Annotated in this window: 14 protein-coding genes; 2 read left to right on the top strand and 12 right to left on the bottom strand. The window is 40.3% G+C overall.

What is annotated here, in order from left to right; genetic code table 11:
- The first annotated feature begins 127 nt into the window (after window positions 1–127).
- The gene (locus V7K15_RS12695; RefSeq protein WP_334905855.1) at window positions 128–469 is read left to right on the top strand and encodes a hypothetical protein; all 342 of its coding nucleotides are present in this window, start codon (window positions 128–130) and stop codon (window positions 467–469) included.
- An 88-nt stretch (window positions 470–557) separates the two neighbouring features.
- Here the strand turns inward: V7K15_RS12695 and V7K15_RS12690 are convergent, their stop codons facing one another.
- Together V7K15_RS12690 and V7K15_RS12685 are read right to left on the bottom strand one after the other, a co-directional pair.
- Entirely contained in the window at window positions 558–1,397 is an 840-nt protein-coding gene (locus V7K15_RS12690; RefSeq protein ID WP_334905856.1) for a M56 family metallopeptidase, read from the bottom strand.
- Window positions 1,397–1,816, bottom strand: a complete 420-nt coding sequence (locus tag V7K15_RS12685) for a BlaI/MecI/CopY family transcriptional regulator (RefSeq protein ID WP_292797623.1) — start codon at window positions 1,814–1,816, stop codon at window positions 1,397–1,399. The genes V7K15_RS12690 and V7K15_RS12685 overlap by 1 nt, the downstream gene beginning before the upstream one ends.
- A 391-nt stretch (window positions 1,817–2,207) precedes the next feature.
- Here V7K15_RS12685 and V7K15_RS12680 point away from each other — a divergent pair, with 391 nt between their 5' ends.
- Complete coding sequence (locus V7K15_RS12680) at window positions 2,208–2,948, top strand: 2-phosphosulfolactate phosphatase family protein (protein WP_334905854.1); 741 nt, start codon at window positions 2,208–2,210, stop codon at window positions 2,946–2,948.
- Between the two features lie 247 nt (window positions 2,949–3,195).
- Here V7K15_RS12680 and rfbD read toward each other — a convergent pair whose 3' ends face one another.
- The 10 genes from rfbD to V7K15_RS12630 form a co-directional block, all read right to left on the bottom strand.
- Window positions 3,196–4,086: a dTDP-4-dehydrorhamnose reductase gene (gene rfbD / locus V7K15_RS12675; protein WP_334905853.1), complete on the bottom strand. Its 891-nt coding sequence runs from the start codon at window positions 4,084–4,086 to the stop codon at window positions 3,196–3,198.
- Window positions 4,087–4,122: 36 nt separating this feature from the next.
- The gene (gene rfbC / locus V7K15_RS12670) at window positions 4,123–4,668 is read right to left on the bottom strand and encodes a dTDP-4-dehydrorhamnose 3,5-epimerase (RefSeq protein WP_334905852.1); all 546 of its coding nucleotides are present in this window, start codon (window positions 4,666–4,668) and stop codon (window positions 4,123–4,125) included.
- Between the two features lie 117 nt (window positions 4,669–4,785).
- Window positions 4,786–5,862 (bottom strand): glucose-1-phosphate thymidylyltransferase, encoded by a 1,077-nt coding sequence (locus V7K15_RS12665; protein ID WP_334905851.1) that lies wholly within the window; start codon window positions 5,860–5,862, stop codon window positions 4,786–4,788.
- A 95-nt stretch (window positions 5,863–5,957) separates the two neighbouring features.
- The gene (locus tag V7K15_RS12660) at window positions 5,958–7,052 is read right to left on the bottom strand and encodes a glycosyltransferase family 4 protein (protein WP_334905850.1); all 1,095 of its coding nucleotides are present in this window, start codon (window positions 7,050–7,052) and stop codon (window positions 5,958–5,960) included.
- Window positions 7,052–8,212 carry a glycosyltransferase family 4 protein gene (locus V7K15_RS12655; protein WP_334905849.1) on the bottom strand — a complete coding sequence of 387 codons (1,161 nt, stop codon included), beginning with the start codon at window positions 8,210–8,212 and terminating at the stop codon, window positions 7,052–7,054. Before V7K15_RS12655 ends, V7K15_RS12660 begins: the two co-directional genes overlap by 1 nt.
- Window positions 8,213–8,220: 8 nt before the next feature.
- Window positions 8,221–9,192, bottom strand: coding sequence for a GDP-mannose 4,6-dehydratase (locus tag V7K15_RS12650; protein ID WP_334905848.1), 972 nt, complete (start codon window positions 9,190–9,192; stop codon window positions 8,221–8,223).
- A 262-nt stretch (window positions 9,193–9,454) separates the two neighbouring features.
- Entirely contained in the window at window positions 9,455–11,110 is a 1,656-nt protein-coding gene (locus tag V7K15_RS12645) for a glycosyltransferase family 4 protein (RefSeq protein ID WP_334905847.1), read from the bottom strand.
- Window positions 11,111–11,133: 23 nt separating this feature from the next.
- Complete coding sequence (locus V7K15_RS12640; protein ID WP_334905846.1) at window positions 11,134–14,190, bottom strand: glycosyltransferase; 3,057 nt, start codon at window positions 14,188–14,190, stop codon at window positions 11,134–11,136.
- A 13-nt stretch (window positions 14,191–14,203) separates the two neighbouring features.
- On the bottom strand, window positions 14,204–15,718 hold the full coding sequence (locus V7K15_RS12635; RefSeq protein ID WP_334905845.1) for a class I SAM-dependent methyltransferase: 1,515 nt from the start codon (window positions 15,716–15,718) through the stop codon (window positions 14,204–14,206).
- 29 nt (window positions 15,719–15,747) lie between these two features.
- On the bottom strand, window positions 15,748–16,172 hold a 425-nt coding region (locus V7K15_RS12630), incomplete at its 5' end, for a Wzt carbohydrate-binding domain-containing protein (protein ID WP_334905844.1).

The raw sequence follows: 16,172 nt of genomic DNA, 5'->3' as shown, positions 1-16,172 counted from the left end.
GAAATCTAGTTCCCTCCCCAATCCATCGGGGAGGGTTAGGGTGGGGTAAAACCAGATTCGTAAATTACTTCAGATTTGTGTGTACACCGTAGCCTTGCTAAGGGGAGAAGATTAAGGCGTGGGGTGCATGGGTGTAGGGGAGAACAAAATTTTCATCGTTATTGTCGCAACCGATGTTGCTACAGACATAACAAATGTTGCTAGAAGCAAGGCAGAAGTTGCTACAGGCTGCGCGAAATACGTAAACGTCAAGGCAGAAGTTACTACAGACAAGGCAGAAGTTGCTACAGGCTGCGCGAAACACGTAAACGTCAAAGCAGAAGTTACTACAGGCAAGGCAGAAGTTGCTACAGGCTGCGCGAAATACGTAAACGTCAAAGCAGAAGTTACTACAGGTAAGGCAGAAGTTGCTACAGGCACGACCGATATCGCTAACGTCGCAGCTTTGGGCTGTAGTGGCTTTTTATAACAGTTGAAATATAAGTTTAGAACATAAATTGATCGTAAAACTCCGACATCAAGACACTTTCAAGCCTGTTCCCTGCTATAAATTCAACTTAACTATGAAATATCACAGCAACTAAAGGCAGCAAGGCCAAAAGAAAGCCATGCCAATACTGCCAAGTTATCTGAGGTGTTGGTTCTGGTGGCGCTAATAGGGCTTCGATTCTTTGTTCTAAGCGATCTGCACCAGAAGAACCCAATGCAGCACAGCAAATTTCCGATAATACTGGGCTGGTGCTGACTACTAATAAAAGTGATTCCGCCAACACCAAAGGATCTACCTGTAATGCTGCATAACTATCAGCACGGAGTTCGCGCAAAGCTAACAGTTCTTCCCACAAAGGCTCTGTATTTGGCAACCATGCAGTGCAGGAACGCACCCAACCCAGCCAGAAAAACCAGAATGTATCCCTATAATAGTGATGCCCTTGCTCATGGGCTAAGACGCTTTCTAAATGACGTGGTGAGAGAGTTTGCAATAATCCCTGACTAATAACTAATTCTGGTTGCCAAAAACCAATTTGACCCGCAAACAACGCACCCGTTTGCAGTAACCTGGCTCGTTTATCCCCCAAATTCACCAGAGGACAGTTACGAGCAGATTCCACCGACTGCCAACCCTGGAAGGCAAGTTTAATACATAAAATGGCAAAAAATGCCAAATAAATTAATGCTAGTAAATAACTGACTGAGCCTGTATACATCCCGCCCATTTGTCCTTGAGGTCCCATGAACAGCACAGCGATCGCAGTCATGAAAATTAACAAGGGCGGGAAGAGGAATAAAAATAGCGATCGCCCCCATCGCAGACTCCAATTGCCTTGGCGTTGATTCCAAGAGGATCTTAACCACCAGGCAACTGCCAAAGCATTCAAAATCATGATCAGATGCATCATTGTTCCTCCCTGGCTTGGCGTGCAGATTCAATGCGTTTAGCGATCGCGGCTATTTGCTCACTAGCTGCTTCATCTAGGCTATCGGCGAAGGCAGCAACAACATCGGGGTTCCCCACCGCCAGAAATCGCTGTAAATGGTCGTGAGCTTTGATGACATCTGCTTGCTGCTTACTCAACATTGGCCGCCAATAGAATGCTCGCTCTTTCTTGTCGCAGGCTAGCCAACCTTTATCAGTGAGGCGACGTAAAACGGTGGTGACAGAAGTATACGCTAATTCGCGGTTAGGATCAGCCAGAATGCGATCGTGTACATCCTTGACTGTGGCTGAACCAAGTTCCCAGATGATATTTAAAATTTCCGCTTCCAACGGGCCTAAAGATAGTTGTTTAGGGCGGTAATCGGGTAAAGGTGCCATAGAAATTTCAATGGGGAATGGGGAATGGGGAGTCGGGAATCAGTTAATATCTGTCTCTTTGCGGTGTAACCTTGAAGCTGTAACTTTTTCCCGATTTAGAATGTCTGTTCTTGTTTTAGATTATAAGATAGTGCAGCAAGTCTGAAAGTGTAAAAGCACAACAATGGGCTTTTTGAATTAAAACCCCGCCCCTAATGAGCGGATTTCTTCCCCACTCCCATTCGGCTACGCTCACGGCAAGCCTACTCCCATTTATCTATTGAATGAATGGGTTCTATTGTGTATTTTGATGCTAAAAAATGCTCTGGGAGTAATTGAGATTATAGTTAGTGACAGCAACTAGGTAGAATGTTATTTGCGGCAGTAGTATTAAAGCAGGTGTATCCAGCGCGTGAAGCTATTCGTATATCACACTCCTGAATTGACTCCAACGAATAAAGTGCCAGAATGTGCGATCGCAGTCGATGTCTTGCGAGCCACTAGCACAATAGCGACAGTTTTGGCAGCTGGAGGCGAAGCTGTACAAGTATTCAGCGATTTAGATCAGTTAATTGAAGTTAGCGAAAAATGGCCTGCCCAAAAACGTCTGCGGGCTGGAGAACGCGGCGGCGCAAAAGTAGCTGGCTTTGAGTTGGGTAACTCTCCCCTCGACTGCACACCAGAGTTAGTGCAGGGGCGGCGTTTGTTTATCAGTACCACAAATGGCACTCGTGCTTTACAACGGATACAAGACTCCCCAAATGTATTAGCAGCAGCCTTAATTAACCGGGCGGCGGTGGTGCAATTTCTCCAAGAACTGCAACCAGAGACAGTGTGGATTGTCGGTTCAGGTTGGGAAGGCAGTTTTTCCTTAGAGGATACAGTTTGTGCAGGTGCGATCGCTCATAGTCTTTTACAACAAACCACCTTGTCACCAGAGGAATTAGCTGGTAATGATGAAGTAATTAGTGCGATCGCTCTTTACTCTCAATGGCAAGATAACTTATTGGGATTACTTCACCAAGCTAGTCACGGACAACGATTATTACGTCTTGAGTGTCAAGAAGATTTAAAATATTGTTCCCAAACTGATATTTTAGATGTCTTGCCCATACAACATGAAACGGGAGTTTTAAAAAGTCAAAGAAAATAGGGAATAAACTTCGGAACGTAGATTAAATAAAATGGAAAACTTCATCCTGTCTCTAGCTTCCCTCTCCTTTATAAGGAGAGGGATTGAGGGTGAAGGTAAGCCAGAGACATAAATTGTATGTTATTTAATTCTTATTCCTTAATCAACAATGCCCAATACTTCTCTACGAGAGGCTGCGCCAACGACTTCTCTACGAGACGCTACGCGTAGCTTGCTTCCACGAAGTGGTACGCTCAGTACAAGTGCCCTATGCCCTATGCCCAATTTTCAAATCTGTGAGCATTTGTCGAAGTCTTTGTCGCCAATGGGGGGGATAAGTCCCTAAAATTGCGGAAATTTTTCCACAAGCAAGGACGGAATAGGCTGGGCGACGGGCTAGTGTGAGATATTCGGCAGTTGTAATGGGGACAAGATGCTCAACTTTTAAAGGGAAGCCTAGCTGTTGGGCTTCTTCAAAAATGGCAACCGCAAAGTCATACCAGCTAGCGACACCGCTATTAGTGTAGTGATAAGTGCCGCTAATTTTTGGAGTTAACTGGGGAATCATCTCGGCTATGACTGTGGCTATATCTTGCGCCCAAGTCGGGCTACCAATTTGATCGGCAACAACACGGAGTTCTTGGCGTTCTGCACCTAGTCGCAGCATGGTTTTGACAAAGTTACTTTTACCAAAAATCCCATAAACCCAAGCAGTGCGGAGGATGAGGTGATGGGCGCAAGTTTCCCGAATTGCTTCTTCTCCAGCGAGTTTGGTTTTACCATAAACACTCAACGGATTAGTTGTGTAAGTTTCCTGATAAGGTCTACACCCATTACCATCAAAAACATAATCGGTTGAAATATGAATTAAAAAAGCTCCTAATTTTTGGCTTTCTTGGGCAAGAATGAAGGGTGCAGTAGCATTAATAGCGGTAGCAAGTTCGGCTTCGCTTTCTGCTTTGTCTACAGCAGTGTAAGCCGCAGCGTTAATGATGATTTGCGGTTGCTTGGATCTGATAATGTTGCGAAGAGTATCGGGTTGGGCAAGGTCTACTGTTGGACGTGCTACTGAGATAATATTGCCGTAGTCTGGGAGAATTTGTTGCAGTTCTTTACCCAATTGACCCTTATTACCAATTAGTAGAATTGATTTACTCATTCTAATTATTTCTTGAACCTAATGCAATCATCAAGCTTAATCAAATATTTCAGCAGTTCTCAAAGGTTTACCTGCTTGGTCTTTAGCTGATAAAATTGGTGGCGCACTCAGAGGCCAATCTATCGCTAAATCTGGATCGTTCCATAAGATTGTGCGATCGCTTTGGGGTGCGTAGTAATCTGTAGTTTTGTAGACAACTTCAGCTATTTCTGAAAGCACGAGGAAGCCATGAGCAAACCCTGGTGGTATCCACAGTAGGCGCTTATTCTCAGCACTGAGTTCAGAACCCACCCACTTACCGAAGGTAGGAGAGCTTTTTCTAATATCTACGGCTACGTCAAAGATAGTGCCGACAACAGCCCGGATAAGTTTACCTTGGGGTTGTTGAATTTGGTAGTGCAATCCACGCAGGACGTTTTGTTTGGAGTAAGAGTGGTTATCTTGGACAAAGTTCGTAACAATACCTGTATTTTGAGCAAATTTTTGATCGTTGTAAGCTTCAAAAAAGAAACCGCGATCGTCTGCAAATACTTGGGGCTGAAATTGTAAAACTTCGGGAATTTTGGTATGTACAATGCTCATTAAGATTATTTATAGGATGTGCCGCAGTGTTCTGATTATGAGATGAATTTTGCATTTATATTTTACGGCACTGTGTTCAACCTTTGACGATCGCTTGTCCTCTTTTTAATCAGTAAATCACGTTAGTTCAATTTGACAGTCATCACCAATCAGAAATCGCAAGGCTTTGGGGCGACGCGGTGCAATAGTCAATTGTGCCCGTTGTCCAATCACACTATCAATAATGCGCTGATGGATTCCGGCAATTTTAGCACTTTCTAAAATTACACTGTTTTCTAAATCCGTATCAATGAGTGTGACATTGTTAGCAATACTACTAGAAGGACCAATAAAGCAGTTTTCTAAATGACAATTGCTACCAATGACTACTGGCCCCCGAATTGTGCAATTAATTACTTTAGATTTTGCACCGATTTGGACTCGTCCAATAATCTGACTTTGGGCATCGACTTCGCCGACAATTGATGTTGTCAAATAGGTGTCGAGAATTAATCGGTTAGCTTCTAATAAGTCATCTTTTTTACCAGTATCTAGCCACCAACCTTGGAGATTGTAGGCTAAAACTTGCTTTTCCTGATTAATGAGGTATTGAATAGCATCAGTGATTTCTAGTTCGCCTCTGCTGGAAGGTTGGATATTTGCGATCGCATCAAAGATGATATGAGAAAAGAAATAAACCCCTACCAATGCCAGATTTGAAGGAGGAACTTTGGGTTTTTCAATTAACTGTAATACCCGTCCTTTATCATCTACTTGAGCCACACCAAAGGCGCTAGGGTTGGCAACCGAACGCAAAAGAATCAAAGCATCTGGCTGTTGTTGGCTAAATTGTTGCAGAAAGTAACTTAACTCACCTAGTTGAATCAGGTTATCGCCCAAGTACATGACAAAGGGAGAATTTCCTAAAAAGGGACGCGCGACTTGGACGGCGTGGGCAAGTCCAAGTGGTTGGTTTTGGATGATGTAGGTGATGTTCGCTCGAAAGTATTCTCCATTTCCGGTTTTTGCTTGGACTTCTGCCCCAGTTTCCGGGCTGATAATGATGCCAATATCAGTAATACCAGCAGCAACCATTTCTTCAATCCCATACCATAAAACAGGTTTATTAGCAACTGGTACAAGTTGTTTTGCTCCACTGTAGGTGAGGGGACGTAGGCGTGTACCTTTACCGCCAGAAAGAATTAATGCTTTCATAAAGATTTCGGATTAGTTATGAGTCATTAGTCAAGATAATCTGAAATCTTGACAAAATCCTAAATCCTTGCATTTAAATGGCGTTAGTTTATCTTTTATAAGTAACGGGATAAAACTTCAGCCGTTGCTTTTCCTGTTTTTTCCCAACTGAATTGTTGAGAGTGAATAATACCTTGGCTAGAAAGACGCGATCGCAATTCCAAATCAGTTGCAATAGCTTCCATCGCCTCTGTAATTTCTCCGGTGTTGTAGGGATTGATCAAAATCGCCGCATCGCCAGCCACCTCTGGTAAAGAGGAGAGATTGGAGGTAATGACGGGAGTACCACAAGCCATTGCTTCTAGGACAGGTAAACCAAAGCCTTCCCATAGACTGGGAAAAACAAGTGCGATCGCTTGATTAATGATTTTTGGTAATTCGCTATATGGTACATAGTCGAGGAACTTTACCTGATTAGTTACACCCAATTCTGCAACTTGCACTTTTAAAGTTGGGGTGTAACGCGAATCAATTGGCCCGACTAACCATAGTTCATAGTCTTTACAGTTAGGTAACGCAGCAAAAGCACTGATGAGTCGCTGGATGTTTTTGTAGGGATCTTGGCGTCCAACGTAGAGAAAGTAGTTGCGGGTGGGGAGGTTGAGATGATGGAAGTGAGTGCGATCGTGCGCTAAAGGAATCGGAGTAATTTTGCTGGCGGGAATTTGGTAAAAATCGGTGATGTCTTTAGCCGTAGTCTGGGAAATGCAAATAATGTGTTGTGCTTGCTTAAGGACTTGGGGAGTGTAGTAACGGTGGTAGGGTGTGAGTGGTGAGAAGCGTTTGCCAAAGCGCAACGGTATCATGTCAAAAGACGTGACGACAAAACGACAGTTGCTATAAAGCGGTGCTTCCGGTAGCGGGGAGAATAAGAGACTCGATTTGAGATTTTTATAGATTTTTGGTAATTGAAATTGTGTCCAGAGTAGGCGGTTCAAATGACCTTTTGTGCCGTGGTCTGGCGTTAAGTTTGACGGGATTGGATAGCAGTCAAAATCTGGATATTTTTGCGTTACTAATAGAGCCGGTTGCAAAGATTTTAAATAAGGAAAAAGGTTTTGAGCATAGTTGCCTATACCCGTTGGTTGAGACAAGAGAATAGATAAGTTAATAATTAATTGTTTGGCTGAGGTATTATCTACTATTTTCATTAAATAATGGTTCTGTAAGCGTTTAATGTTTCTTTGGCCGTTCTTTCCCAGGAAAATAATTTTGCTCTGGCTTTCCCTTTATTAATTAATTCTTGGCGTAACTGAGAATCACTAATTACTTTCAGAATAGCTTCGGCTAGTTGAACAGCATCATTGGGGTCAATCAATATAGCAGCATCTCCTGAAACTTCTGGTATTGACGAAGTATTAGAACTGACGACTGGAGCGCCTAGCGTCATTGCTTCCAATACGGGTAAACCAAACCCTTCATAATGAGATGGATAAACAAAAACATCAGCTTTTGAATAAAATAATGCAACTAATTCATCAGATAAGTAGTCAAGATGATGAATTTGGCTTTTCCAAGGTGAACTGTCAATGTCAGCAAATATTGGATCGTAATTCCAACCTTTTTTACCAATTAATATTAATTGGTGCTCAATTTTGTATTTTTTCTTTAATAAATTAAAAGCATAGATAATAGCATTAATATTTTTCCTCGGTTCTATTGTACTAACAAAAAGTAGATACGGTTTTGAAAAATCATAATTAGCTTGCTTTTCTAGCCTTTGGGCAATTTCCTCAGACAAGTAATTAGGATAGTAACGACTAGCTAAAGGTGTGACATAGACTTTTTCTGGGTCTACTTCCAAATATTCAATAATATCTTTTTTAGAGCTTTCTGAAATTGTTAAAACTAAATCTGTCCATTGTAAACACCGCTTTACCCTTTCTGTATATCTTCTTGCAACTGAATCTATATAGTTAGGATATTTAATAAAAGTCAGATCATATATATTCATAACCTTTAAACTATTTTGACAAGGATAAACTGAGTAATTTGTACCATGTAATATATCTGGAGAACCAAAATATTTTTCAAAGTAAGATAAACTAGGTTTAAACGCTAAAGCTAATAATAAATCTGAAATTCTTACAGGTAAAGGCAGGAGATACTGTTGAGAAGAATTTTTAAAGCATTCAGGAAAACTGAAGTCACCCCGAAGCCAGTTTTTTAACCTTGGTTGATAGACTACTCCTAACTGAAAATTTTCCTCTTTTTGTAATATATCAAGAGCGGATATGAAATTAGCAACATAAAAGCCAACCCCACTGGGTTTTGAATCCATAGGGGTGGCATCAACTACAACTTTTAGCATTAAAATATTTAAGCTCCAACGATGCTCAATTTTTTTAAATCATAATCAACCATTAACTCAACCAATTGCTCAAAGGAATGCTGAGGCTGCCAACCTAACTCCGTATTAATTTTATTAATGGAACCAACTAACTGCACTGGTTCATCAGAGCGATAAAAAACAGGGTCAATTGAGACATAATCTTGCCAGTTTAGACCAACGCAGTTAAAAGCACACTCAACGAGTTCTCTGACAGAGTGAATTTCACCACTAGCGATGATATAGTCATCAGGTTGTGCTTGCTGCAACATCAGCCACATAGCGTAAACAGCATCTTTGGCATAGCACCAGTCACGACGGGCATCTAGGTTACCTAATTTTAGTTCATTTGCCAAACCCAGTTTAATTTGAGCAGCTGTGTGCGTGATTTTGCGAAATACAAATTCTGTCCCGCGTCGAGGCGATTCGTGAGTATAAGTAATACCACAGCAGTTGTAAAGGTTGTATTTTTGCCGATAATTGACAGTCATCCAATGAGCGTATGCTTTGGCAACACCATAAGGATTCCGGGGACGAAAGGCAGTGCGTTCGGTTTGGGGCGATTCGTCAGGTTGACCAAAAACTTCACTACTAGAGGCTTGATAGAATTTGGCATCTGATTTGCAGCGACGAATAGATTCTAAGAGACGGGAGACACCAAGGGCAGTGTATTCAGCGGTAAGGGCTGGTTGAGTCCAAGAAAGAGGAACGTAACTTTGAGAAGCAAGGTTATAGATTTCATCAGGTTGAGCTTCGGCAATCACATCCATTAAGGAGGATTGATCTAAAAGGTCGCCTGATAAGATTTGAATATTGTCTGAAAGGTGATTAATACGCTCTAGATTGCTGGTGCTGGAACGGCGGACTAGACCGAATACTTGGTAACCTTTTGTTAAGAGAAGTTCGGCAAGGTAGGAGCCGTCTTGTCCAGTTAGACCTGTGATTAAGGCTTTTTTGGTCATCTGCTATCTAAGCTTATAAAAATTTTGAAACTATTAGTTTTAAGGTGGGAAAAATAAGTGTGGTAGCGATTAACATCTTTGGTAAAAAGCATCATGTATATAGTCGCTGCATGAACGCCGATGCAGAAGTCAGGTAAAGGCGATCGTCTGGATTCCACCTTTTTAGTGATATTGTACAAAACACTCTCCTAGCAAAAACGCTGCTTTCCAAAGCAAGTCAAAACTTTGAAAAAATTTATAGGTAAGATAGCTTATAGTTATTCTATCTTTTCAAAACCGTTTCAAAGTAATTTTTAGCATTGCGGCCAAGAATAGTTAAGATAGATTTTTCACGGATAAGATAGTTGAGACAAGCCTCTGCCTCCATCTCATCTGCATAAAATAGTCCAGATTGACTAGAGCGACACAGTTCTACAAGTTGATGGTTACTCTCAGGAACTAATAACGGCCGCCCTCTCTTCAGAGCATTGACTATATCTTGTTTATTGCCTTGATCATCAACTATCCATAGCATATCAACTAAATCCCATTCTTCAGAACTAATCCAGTCACTCATAATAAACTTGTAGCAATTGCTATGATAGCTCTGGTTAAACTGAGAAATGGCACGGAAACATTCTGGTGAAACGTGCTTGCCACTACATAGAATAACCCGATTTAAAACCGGATTTGATCCACACTTTTTTTCTTGATAAACTTGATTAATCTGCTGCACATAATTTTCTAGAGTATCCTTAGCTATGAACTGATAAGCATTTTGTCCCATTAACTCAACGCGAGCATGGTCGAGAGCCATATCAACCATCTTCTCTGCAAGCATTTGAGCATTACCTGAAGCGAAAAGATAACCATTAACCCCATCGACGACAAGATCCAGATTACCGCCGAGTGCAGAGGCAAGTATAGGTATACGAGCAGCCATAGCTTCAAGAATTGTTACTGGCTCATTCTCAGGCCATATGGATGGTATCACTAATACATCGGTAGATTGGTAAACAGTTTCAATTTGAGAGTGCTTGACTTTTCCCCATAGTTTTACAACAGAGCTTAATTGGTTTTCGGTGATAAATTTTTCTAGGTCTTCAGTCATTCCCCCGACACCAACAATATTTACTGTACAAAGATTACCAAGATAACCACCTTGCAATAGTAGTTTGATGGCATCCATCAAAACATGAATACCTTTATGAATACCTAAATATCCAATAAAAGTAAAGCGCATTACAGCTTCAGGCAATTTCTTTGTAATTTGGGAAAAGCGTTTAACATCAATACCATAGGATATTACAGTAAGCTTATCCGATGAAAAACCTGCTTTAATATAAGCTGATGCTAGATAGGAACTAGGTGATACGAATTTATCTACCTTGCTGAGTTGTAAGGCAATGTAATCGTTACGCATCCGGATATGAAGCCGTCGCTGTTGGTTATCCAGTAACTCTGGCAAACATTCTTCACACTGAGAAAAATCTTTGCAAACGATGTCGTATCCTTTCAATAACGTATTTTTGAAACAAAATCCCCAATGATCATGCAAGGTGAGTACAGTTCTAATTTTGCGTCTATATGCTATCTCCACAATTCCTAGTGATAAGCCAATAATATTGTGAAAATGAACAATATCTGGTTGGAACTGATCAATTACTGTATTAAATAGTTTATTGATAACTGGTTTATAAAAATTATTCTCGACATGATAGTCTTGTACATGTTGAATAACTCGAAATACTTGCAGTCCGTCAAAAGTTTCCCGTATCATTGAATAACGGTGACGACTATCATCATGTTTTGCACAGAAAACAGCCACTTCGTAACCACCATTTCTCAATTGACACGCTTGTTCATGGGCAATAATTTCAGCACCACCTATAAAAAATGGGGGATAGAAATTACTACAAATGAGTATTTTGTTGACCATAGGTACTGTAAATATAAATAATATCAACGGCGCGATTTGAGGGCTAATTCATAAAAACTGTTTGCCGATGCAGAAATGGTGAGATTTGCATTCCGTGGTCTGGGAGACAATAGTGCCAGCGCCAGTCCTCCCCACATTTCACCTTTAAATACATTGTCGCCCTCAATGATACGTCCCGGTACAAAATCCACATCAATCCACGCTACATACGGTGAATCTTGCCACTTTGCAGTCATGATTCCGCGCCGACACTCAGGGTTAAAAGAATCATACATCATCACAAACATCGGTTGCTTAGGTACATAAGTCAAAACAGTCTCAATGTCCCTACGAACTCCATCAGCAGTGTGGTCGCCGTCGATGAGTAAGAAATCAATTGGTATATTTGCTTCATCAAGTGCTTGAAACAGCAATGGCAATACAGTCTGAGATGGTGCAATTAAAAAACTGACATTATTTATCGCTGGCACCCTCAAAGGCACTTCATGATCTATATCAATGGAAAATACCATTTGTGAGTACTGTGAAATCAGAGATAGACTACCACCATGATAAGTACCAATCTCGACACTACATCTTGGCTGATGCCTTGCCAGTAAACCGGTCAACGCCATCCTTTCTGAATCTGTCATTTGCCAACGTTCAAGTCGGCAATTAGGATATAGCAGTTGTTCGTAATGAATTACATTCAAGTTGATCTCAGCCTTATTTAAGTTTGCAAGCTCCATTTTTTGCAAACCCAAAATATTTAAAACTTCTGTAGCGTAATTATCCCAAGTCTTCAATTTGCGATCGCAGGCTATTTGAGATAGTTTAGTTAGCAAATTTTTATCAGACGACAACGTATAAATGGCTTGGGCAATTGCTAAAGCATTGGTCATATCTACTACTAAGCAACCTCCTTCGGCTGCTAGTTCCGCCATTACTCCTTGGGAGTGACACAGGCAGGTTCTTCCATGCCAAATACTTTCTAATATAGGCATTCCAAAGCCTTCAACTAGGGAACTGTAAATTGTAAATGTAGCTTCTTCGTACAATCGATTTAAGGTAGTATCATCTACTATGCCCAGCCAACGAATACGAGAGTCTCTGGCTGATGCCTGCTCCACAGTTTTGTATATCTCTGACGCACCTTCGTAGCGATTTCCTACCAGTGTTAGTTGCCAATTTATTTCAGGGTGTTCTTTTGCCAGAATTTCACAGGCTTTTAAGAGTGTTAAATGATTTTTGCGTGGTTCTAAGGTAGAAACGCATAGCATCTGTACAGTATTCGACTGTAAGTTAGGCATCTTGACATGGCGGGAATACTGCCCAAATTGTCCTGGTAATACTGCCGTGCTGACTTGGCCATGGGAGCTTTGATTTTGTTGCCAATAGTCCAAAAGGCATTGGGCAGAAAATTCAGATATAGGAATAATAATATCGACTTCAGATAACATCTCCAAATAAGGAGGAAATAGTGAACTCACAGTATTACTACAAAACTGTGGATACATCACTGGAATTAAGTCATATAAAATAGCAATCGTTTTCCACTGCTTTTGTTTTGCATAAGCAACAGCTTCGACACCGTGAGGATCTAATATTGTTTCTGCCAACAAAAGTAATACTGATCTTCCTTGTATGCTAGGTTCAACTGCAAGGAATTCATCTAGTGAAACTGTTTCTAAACGGTTGAGTCTATCTTTTTCGATAATGGGAATTTCGGGACCGTTAAATTGTGCCAACTGAGCATAACCAGTTGGGGAAGGCAGTGTATAGCTCTGTGTTGTAAAATCCCAAACTACAAATACCAAGTCATAATAGTTCTGTAGAGTCCGGCAAAGTTGGCGAGTTACTCTAATAACACCGGAGTTGGCAGGGTCTCGGCAGCTATTAGTAACATCTACAATCAAAAGTGGGTGATTAGAAGATATCTGTTGAGTATCCTGCACAGTATTCTCAAAATAGTCACAATATTTTTGAATTACGGTCTCCCAACGGAATTTTGCCCAAAAGTTTTCGTAATTGACCACACTAACGGCTTCATGAGGAATACTATCGGATAGGATACAATCCGCTTTTTCTACCATCTCGGCTATATCGGTACAGAGAAACCAAGGATGTACGACAACTTCCGGATGAGCAGCAAGATTAAATGCTAAAGCAGGAAGTTGCAGCCACTGCATTTCTGCTAACGGTAAGTTGAACCCCTCCCACAATGAAACAGATATTCCCAGTGTGGTAAGTTGCATAATTTTTTGCAGTTCTGCATCATCTGGAAATCCAATTGGCTGAACGTATTCTTTGATGTCAGGTGGAATATTAATACTATTGGCATCTGTTAACACTAGTAATACAGCTTGTGGATGTCGCTGCACTAGCTGGCGCATAATATCGAAACAAGCTGCGGAGTTCTTGTAACAATCAGGCTCCCAGCGTCCAAGATTTAAAATAAAAATTTTTCCCTGCTTTTGTAGCTTCTCAACTACTGATAAACTTACCCCATGACGCTTTTTTTGACCAACCATCTGTGCTTGCCAAATAGATAGCTCCATGTGGTCAGCACCTAATAATATTGTTTGGATACCGTGATTAAAACCCCGGTCAGGTAGGCTCTGAGATTTACCAATAAATTCACTAATAGGTAATATGCCTGTTGTTTGACTCAAATAATCTTGGCGGAATTTTCTGAGTTTCTGTTGAATAAATAACCCATGACCACTGAAACCATCCAGTGGGACTGCACCAGCATCAATGAAAACAACGTTTTGACAAACTCTAGAAAATAAATCAATTGCTTTAAAAAACGGCCATCCCCCAATTACTATTACATCTGGCTTTTCTGTATTGGCAAATAAGCCATTCCAGTTGGTTTCTAGCCACTGAGCCGTAAACTCATTAGAGTTAGCGTAATCATCTGGCGCTGGTGGTAGGAAAATAAATTTTTTGGCGAACTGCTTAACTATATTTTCATCACACATAGATGCCATCATATAAACATGATGTCCTCGTTCTGCCATGCTTTTTCCCATCATGATCAGGACACGATCTAGACCGAAACGAAATAGAAACCGCTCATTACAAATTAATATTTTCATAGCTATACCCGATTTATGCCTTCCATCCAATAACTGCGTAATCCTGACAACCAAGCAACAGACTATTCAAAAATGCATTTTCTAGATGATGGTTTTCAGTCATTGGATGGAGACGTCGAATTTCAACTTGAACAAATCCGCGACTTTCTAGTATGAACTTTGCTGTTGCTGGTGGAATCGGGTTGCGGTGGGTTGGATCTAGATAAAAATTACAAGCTCCCACTATTAGATTTTCTGGATTTGGTGTCTCTAAAATTACAACTCCGCCAGAACGCAGCACACGTAGCGCTTCATCAATTAAAGAAATAAGCTTTTGGAATTGCAAATGCTCAATGACGTGAAATGAAGAAACAGCAGCCAAGGAATTATCTGGCAAAGAACGTAAATATTCCAGTCCATCACCTAAAACAGCGTCAAGACCAAGATTTTGACATTCCTGTATCATCGCAACATTAATATCAATTCCAGATGCTTTAAAGCCTTGGTTGGAGAGCAAATCAATCCATTCACCCCGACCACATCCTATGTCAACAATAGTGGCATTTCCCGTGGATGTGATTGCTTTTTCTACCAATGAAATATGAGTGATTAATCGATTCTTTATTTCCTCACGGCTACCCCGAAACTGGTCTTCAAAAGCAATATAAAAACTATCTAGTAAATGTTGGTCTTCACTAATTAAAGTTTGCAATTGCTCTTGATTAAAAGGTTCTGGCAAACGTCGCTGTGCTTCTTCTAGGAAAAGACTAATCAAACGCTTTTGCTGTATTAAGTCATTCTTTAGGTAAATATCGTTTCTTGCGTAACGCTCATCAATAGAAATCAATCTATTATTTACATCTTGGCTATGATTATCTACAGATTTCAGGCGCTCATCTATTTTTTCTACTCGACTATTTACAGCGTCAAAACTTTCTTGGGTATCGGTTAACCAGCTACTGACTAAAGTATCAAAACTGTTGAAGCTGTTATCCATATTTTGGATATTATTATCTACAATCCTCAGTTTCTCTTCCAGGCTTTGAACTCTGCTATCGGTAACTCCTAGTCGGTCTTCCAGGCTTTCAACTCTGCTATCAGTAACTCCTAGTCGGTCTTCCAGGCTTTGAACTCTGCTATCGGTAACTCCTAGCCGGCCTTCCATCTGCACTCTTAAAGTCTCAATTTGTTCAATAAACTGTTGATTAAGGGTTACAGACTCTTGCAAACAACTAATTAAATTAAAATTTACCTCTCGTTGATCTTTAAATAAGAAATTTATAATTTTTAGAATAATTTTTTGTAATTTTGGGTTTAGATTAAAAGGGAAGCGATTTAGCTTATCAGGCCACTTAGTTCGACTATATGCTCTAGATTGTGCATTTTTAAGTAAAGCTTCAATATAGTCAATATTAGACGTGTTTTTCGATATCGAAAAATCATTGATCGTAGTCGATTTTGCATTTTTAGACTTATGCTTATTTACCTCTTCACGGATCTTTTGCATTAAATTATCAACATCAATTTCAGGATTATTTGATTCAGTCATGGTTCTTTATTTATTTTAAAAATTACTAATTAATAATTTTTGAGGCTTAGAGTTTCTGTATCTGTTTCGCTGCTAAAGTTAATGGTAGAATTTAAGTCTACTACACCATCACACGAGATCCTATTGTTTACTTCAAAAACAACTAGTTCATCAATCCAGTCATAACTTAAACCTTCTTCAGAATGTATTCCCACAGTAACTGTATAAATACCCTTATTCATATAACAGGGAACTTGAAAACTAACTATTAATTGCTGCTGTTGGTTTAAACATGGTAACTTTATCTTCTGTAGATGAGTATTTGTTCCATAAATGACTAAACCCATTAAATTTTTAATCGAAATACCGACAATTAAATCGGAAATTTCGGCTTGCGCTTGCATGAAAATGCCAATCTGAAAATTTTCACCTGTTTCTACTTGCGTTATTTCCCTTCCTTTTAAATCACGGATTA

This window comes from Nostoc sp. (assembly GCF_036919815.1).
Classification (GTDB): domain Bacteria; phylum Cyanobacteriota; class Cyanobacteriia; order Cyanobacteriales; family Nostocaceae; genus Nostoc.
This window is presented reverse-complemented; position numbering and strand designations above follow the sequence as displayed.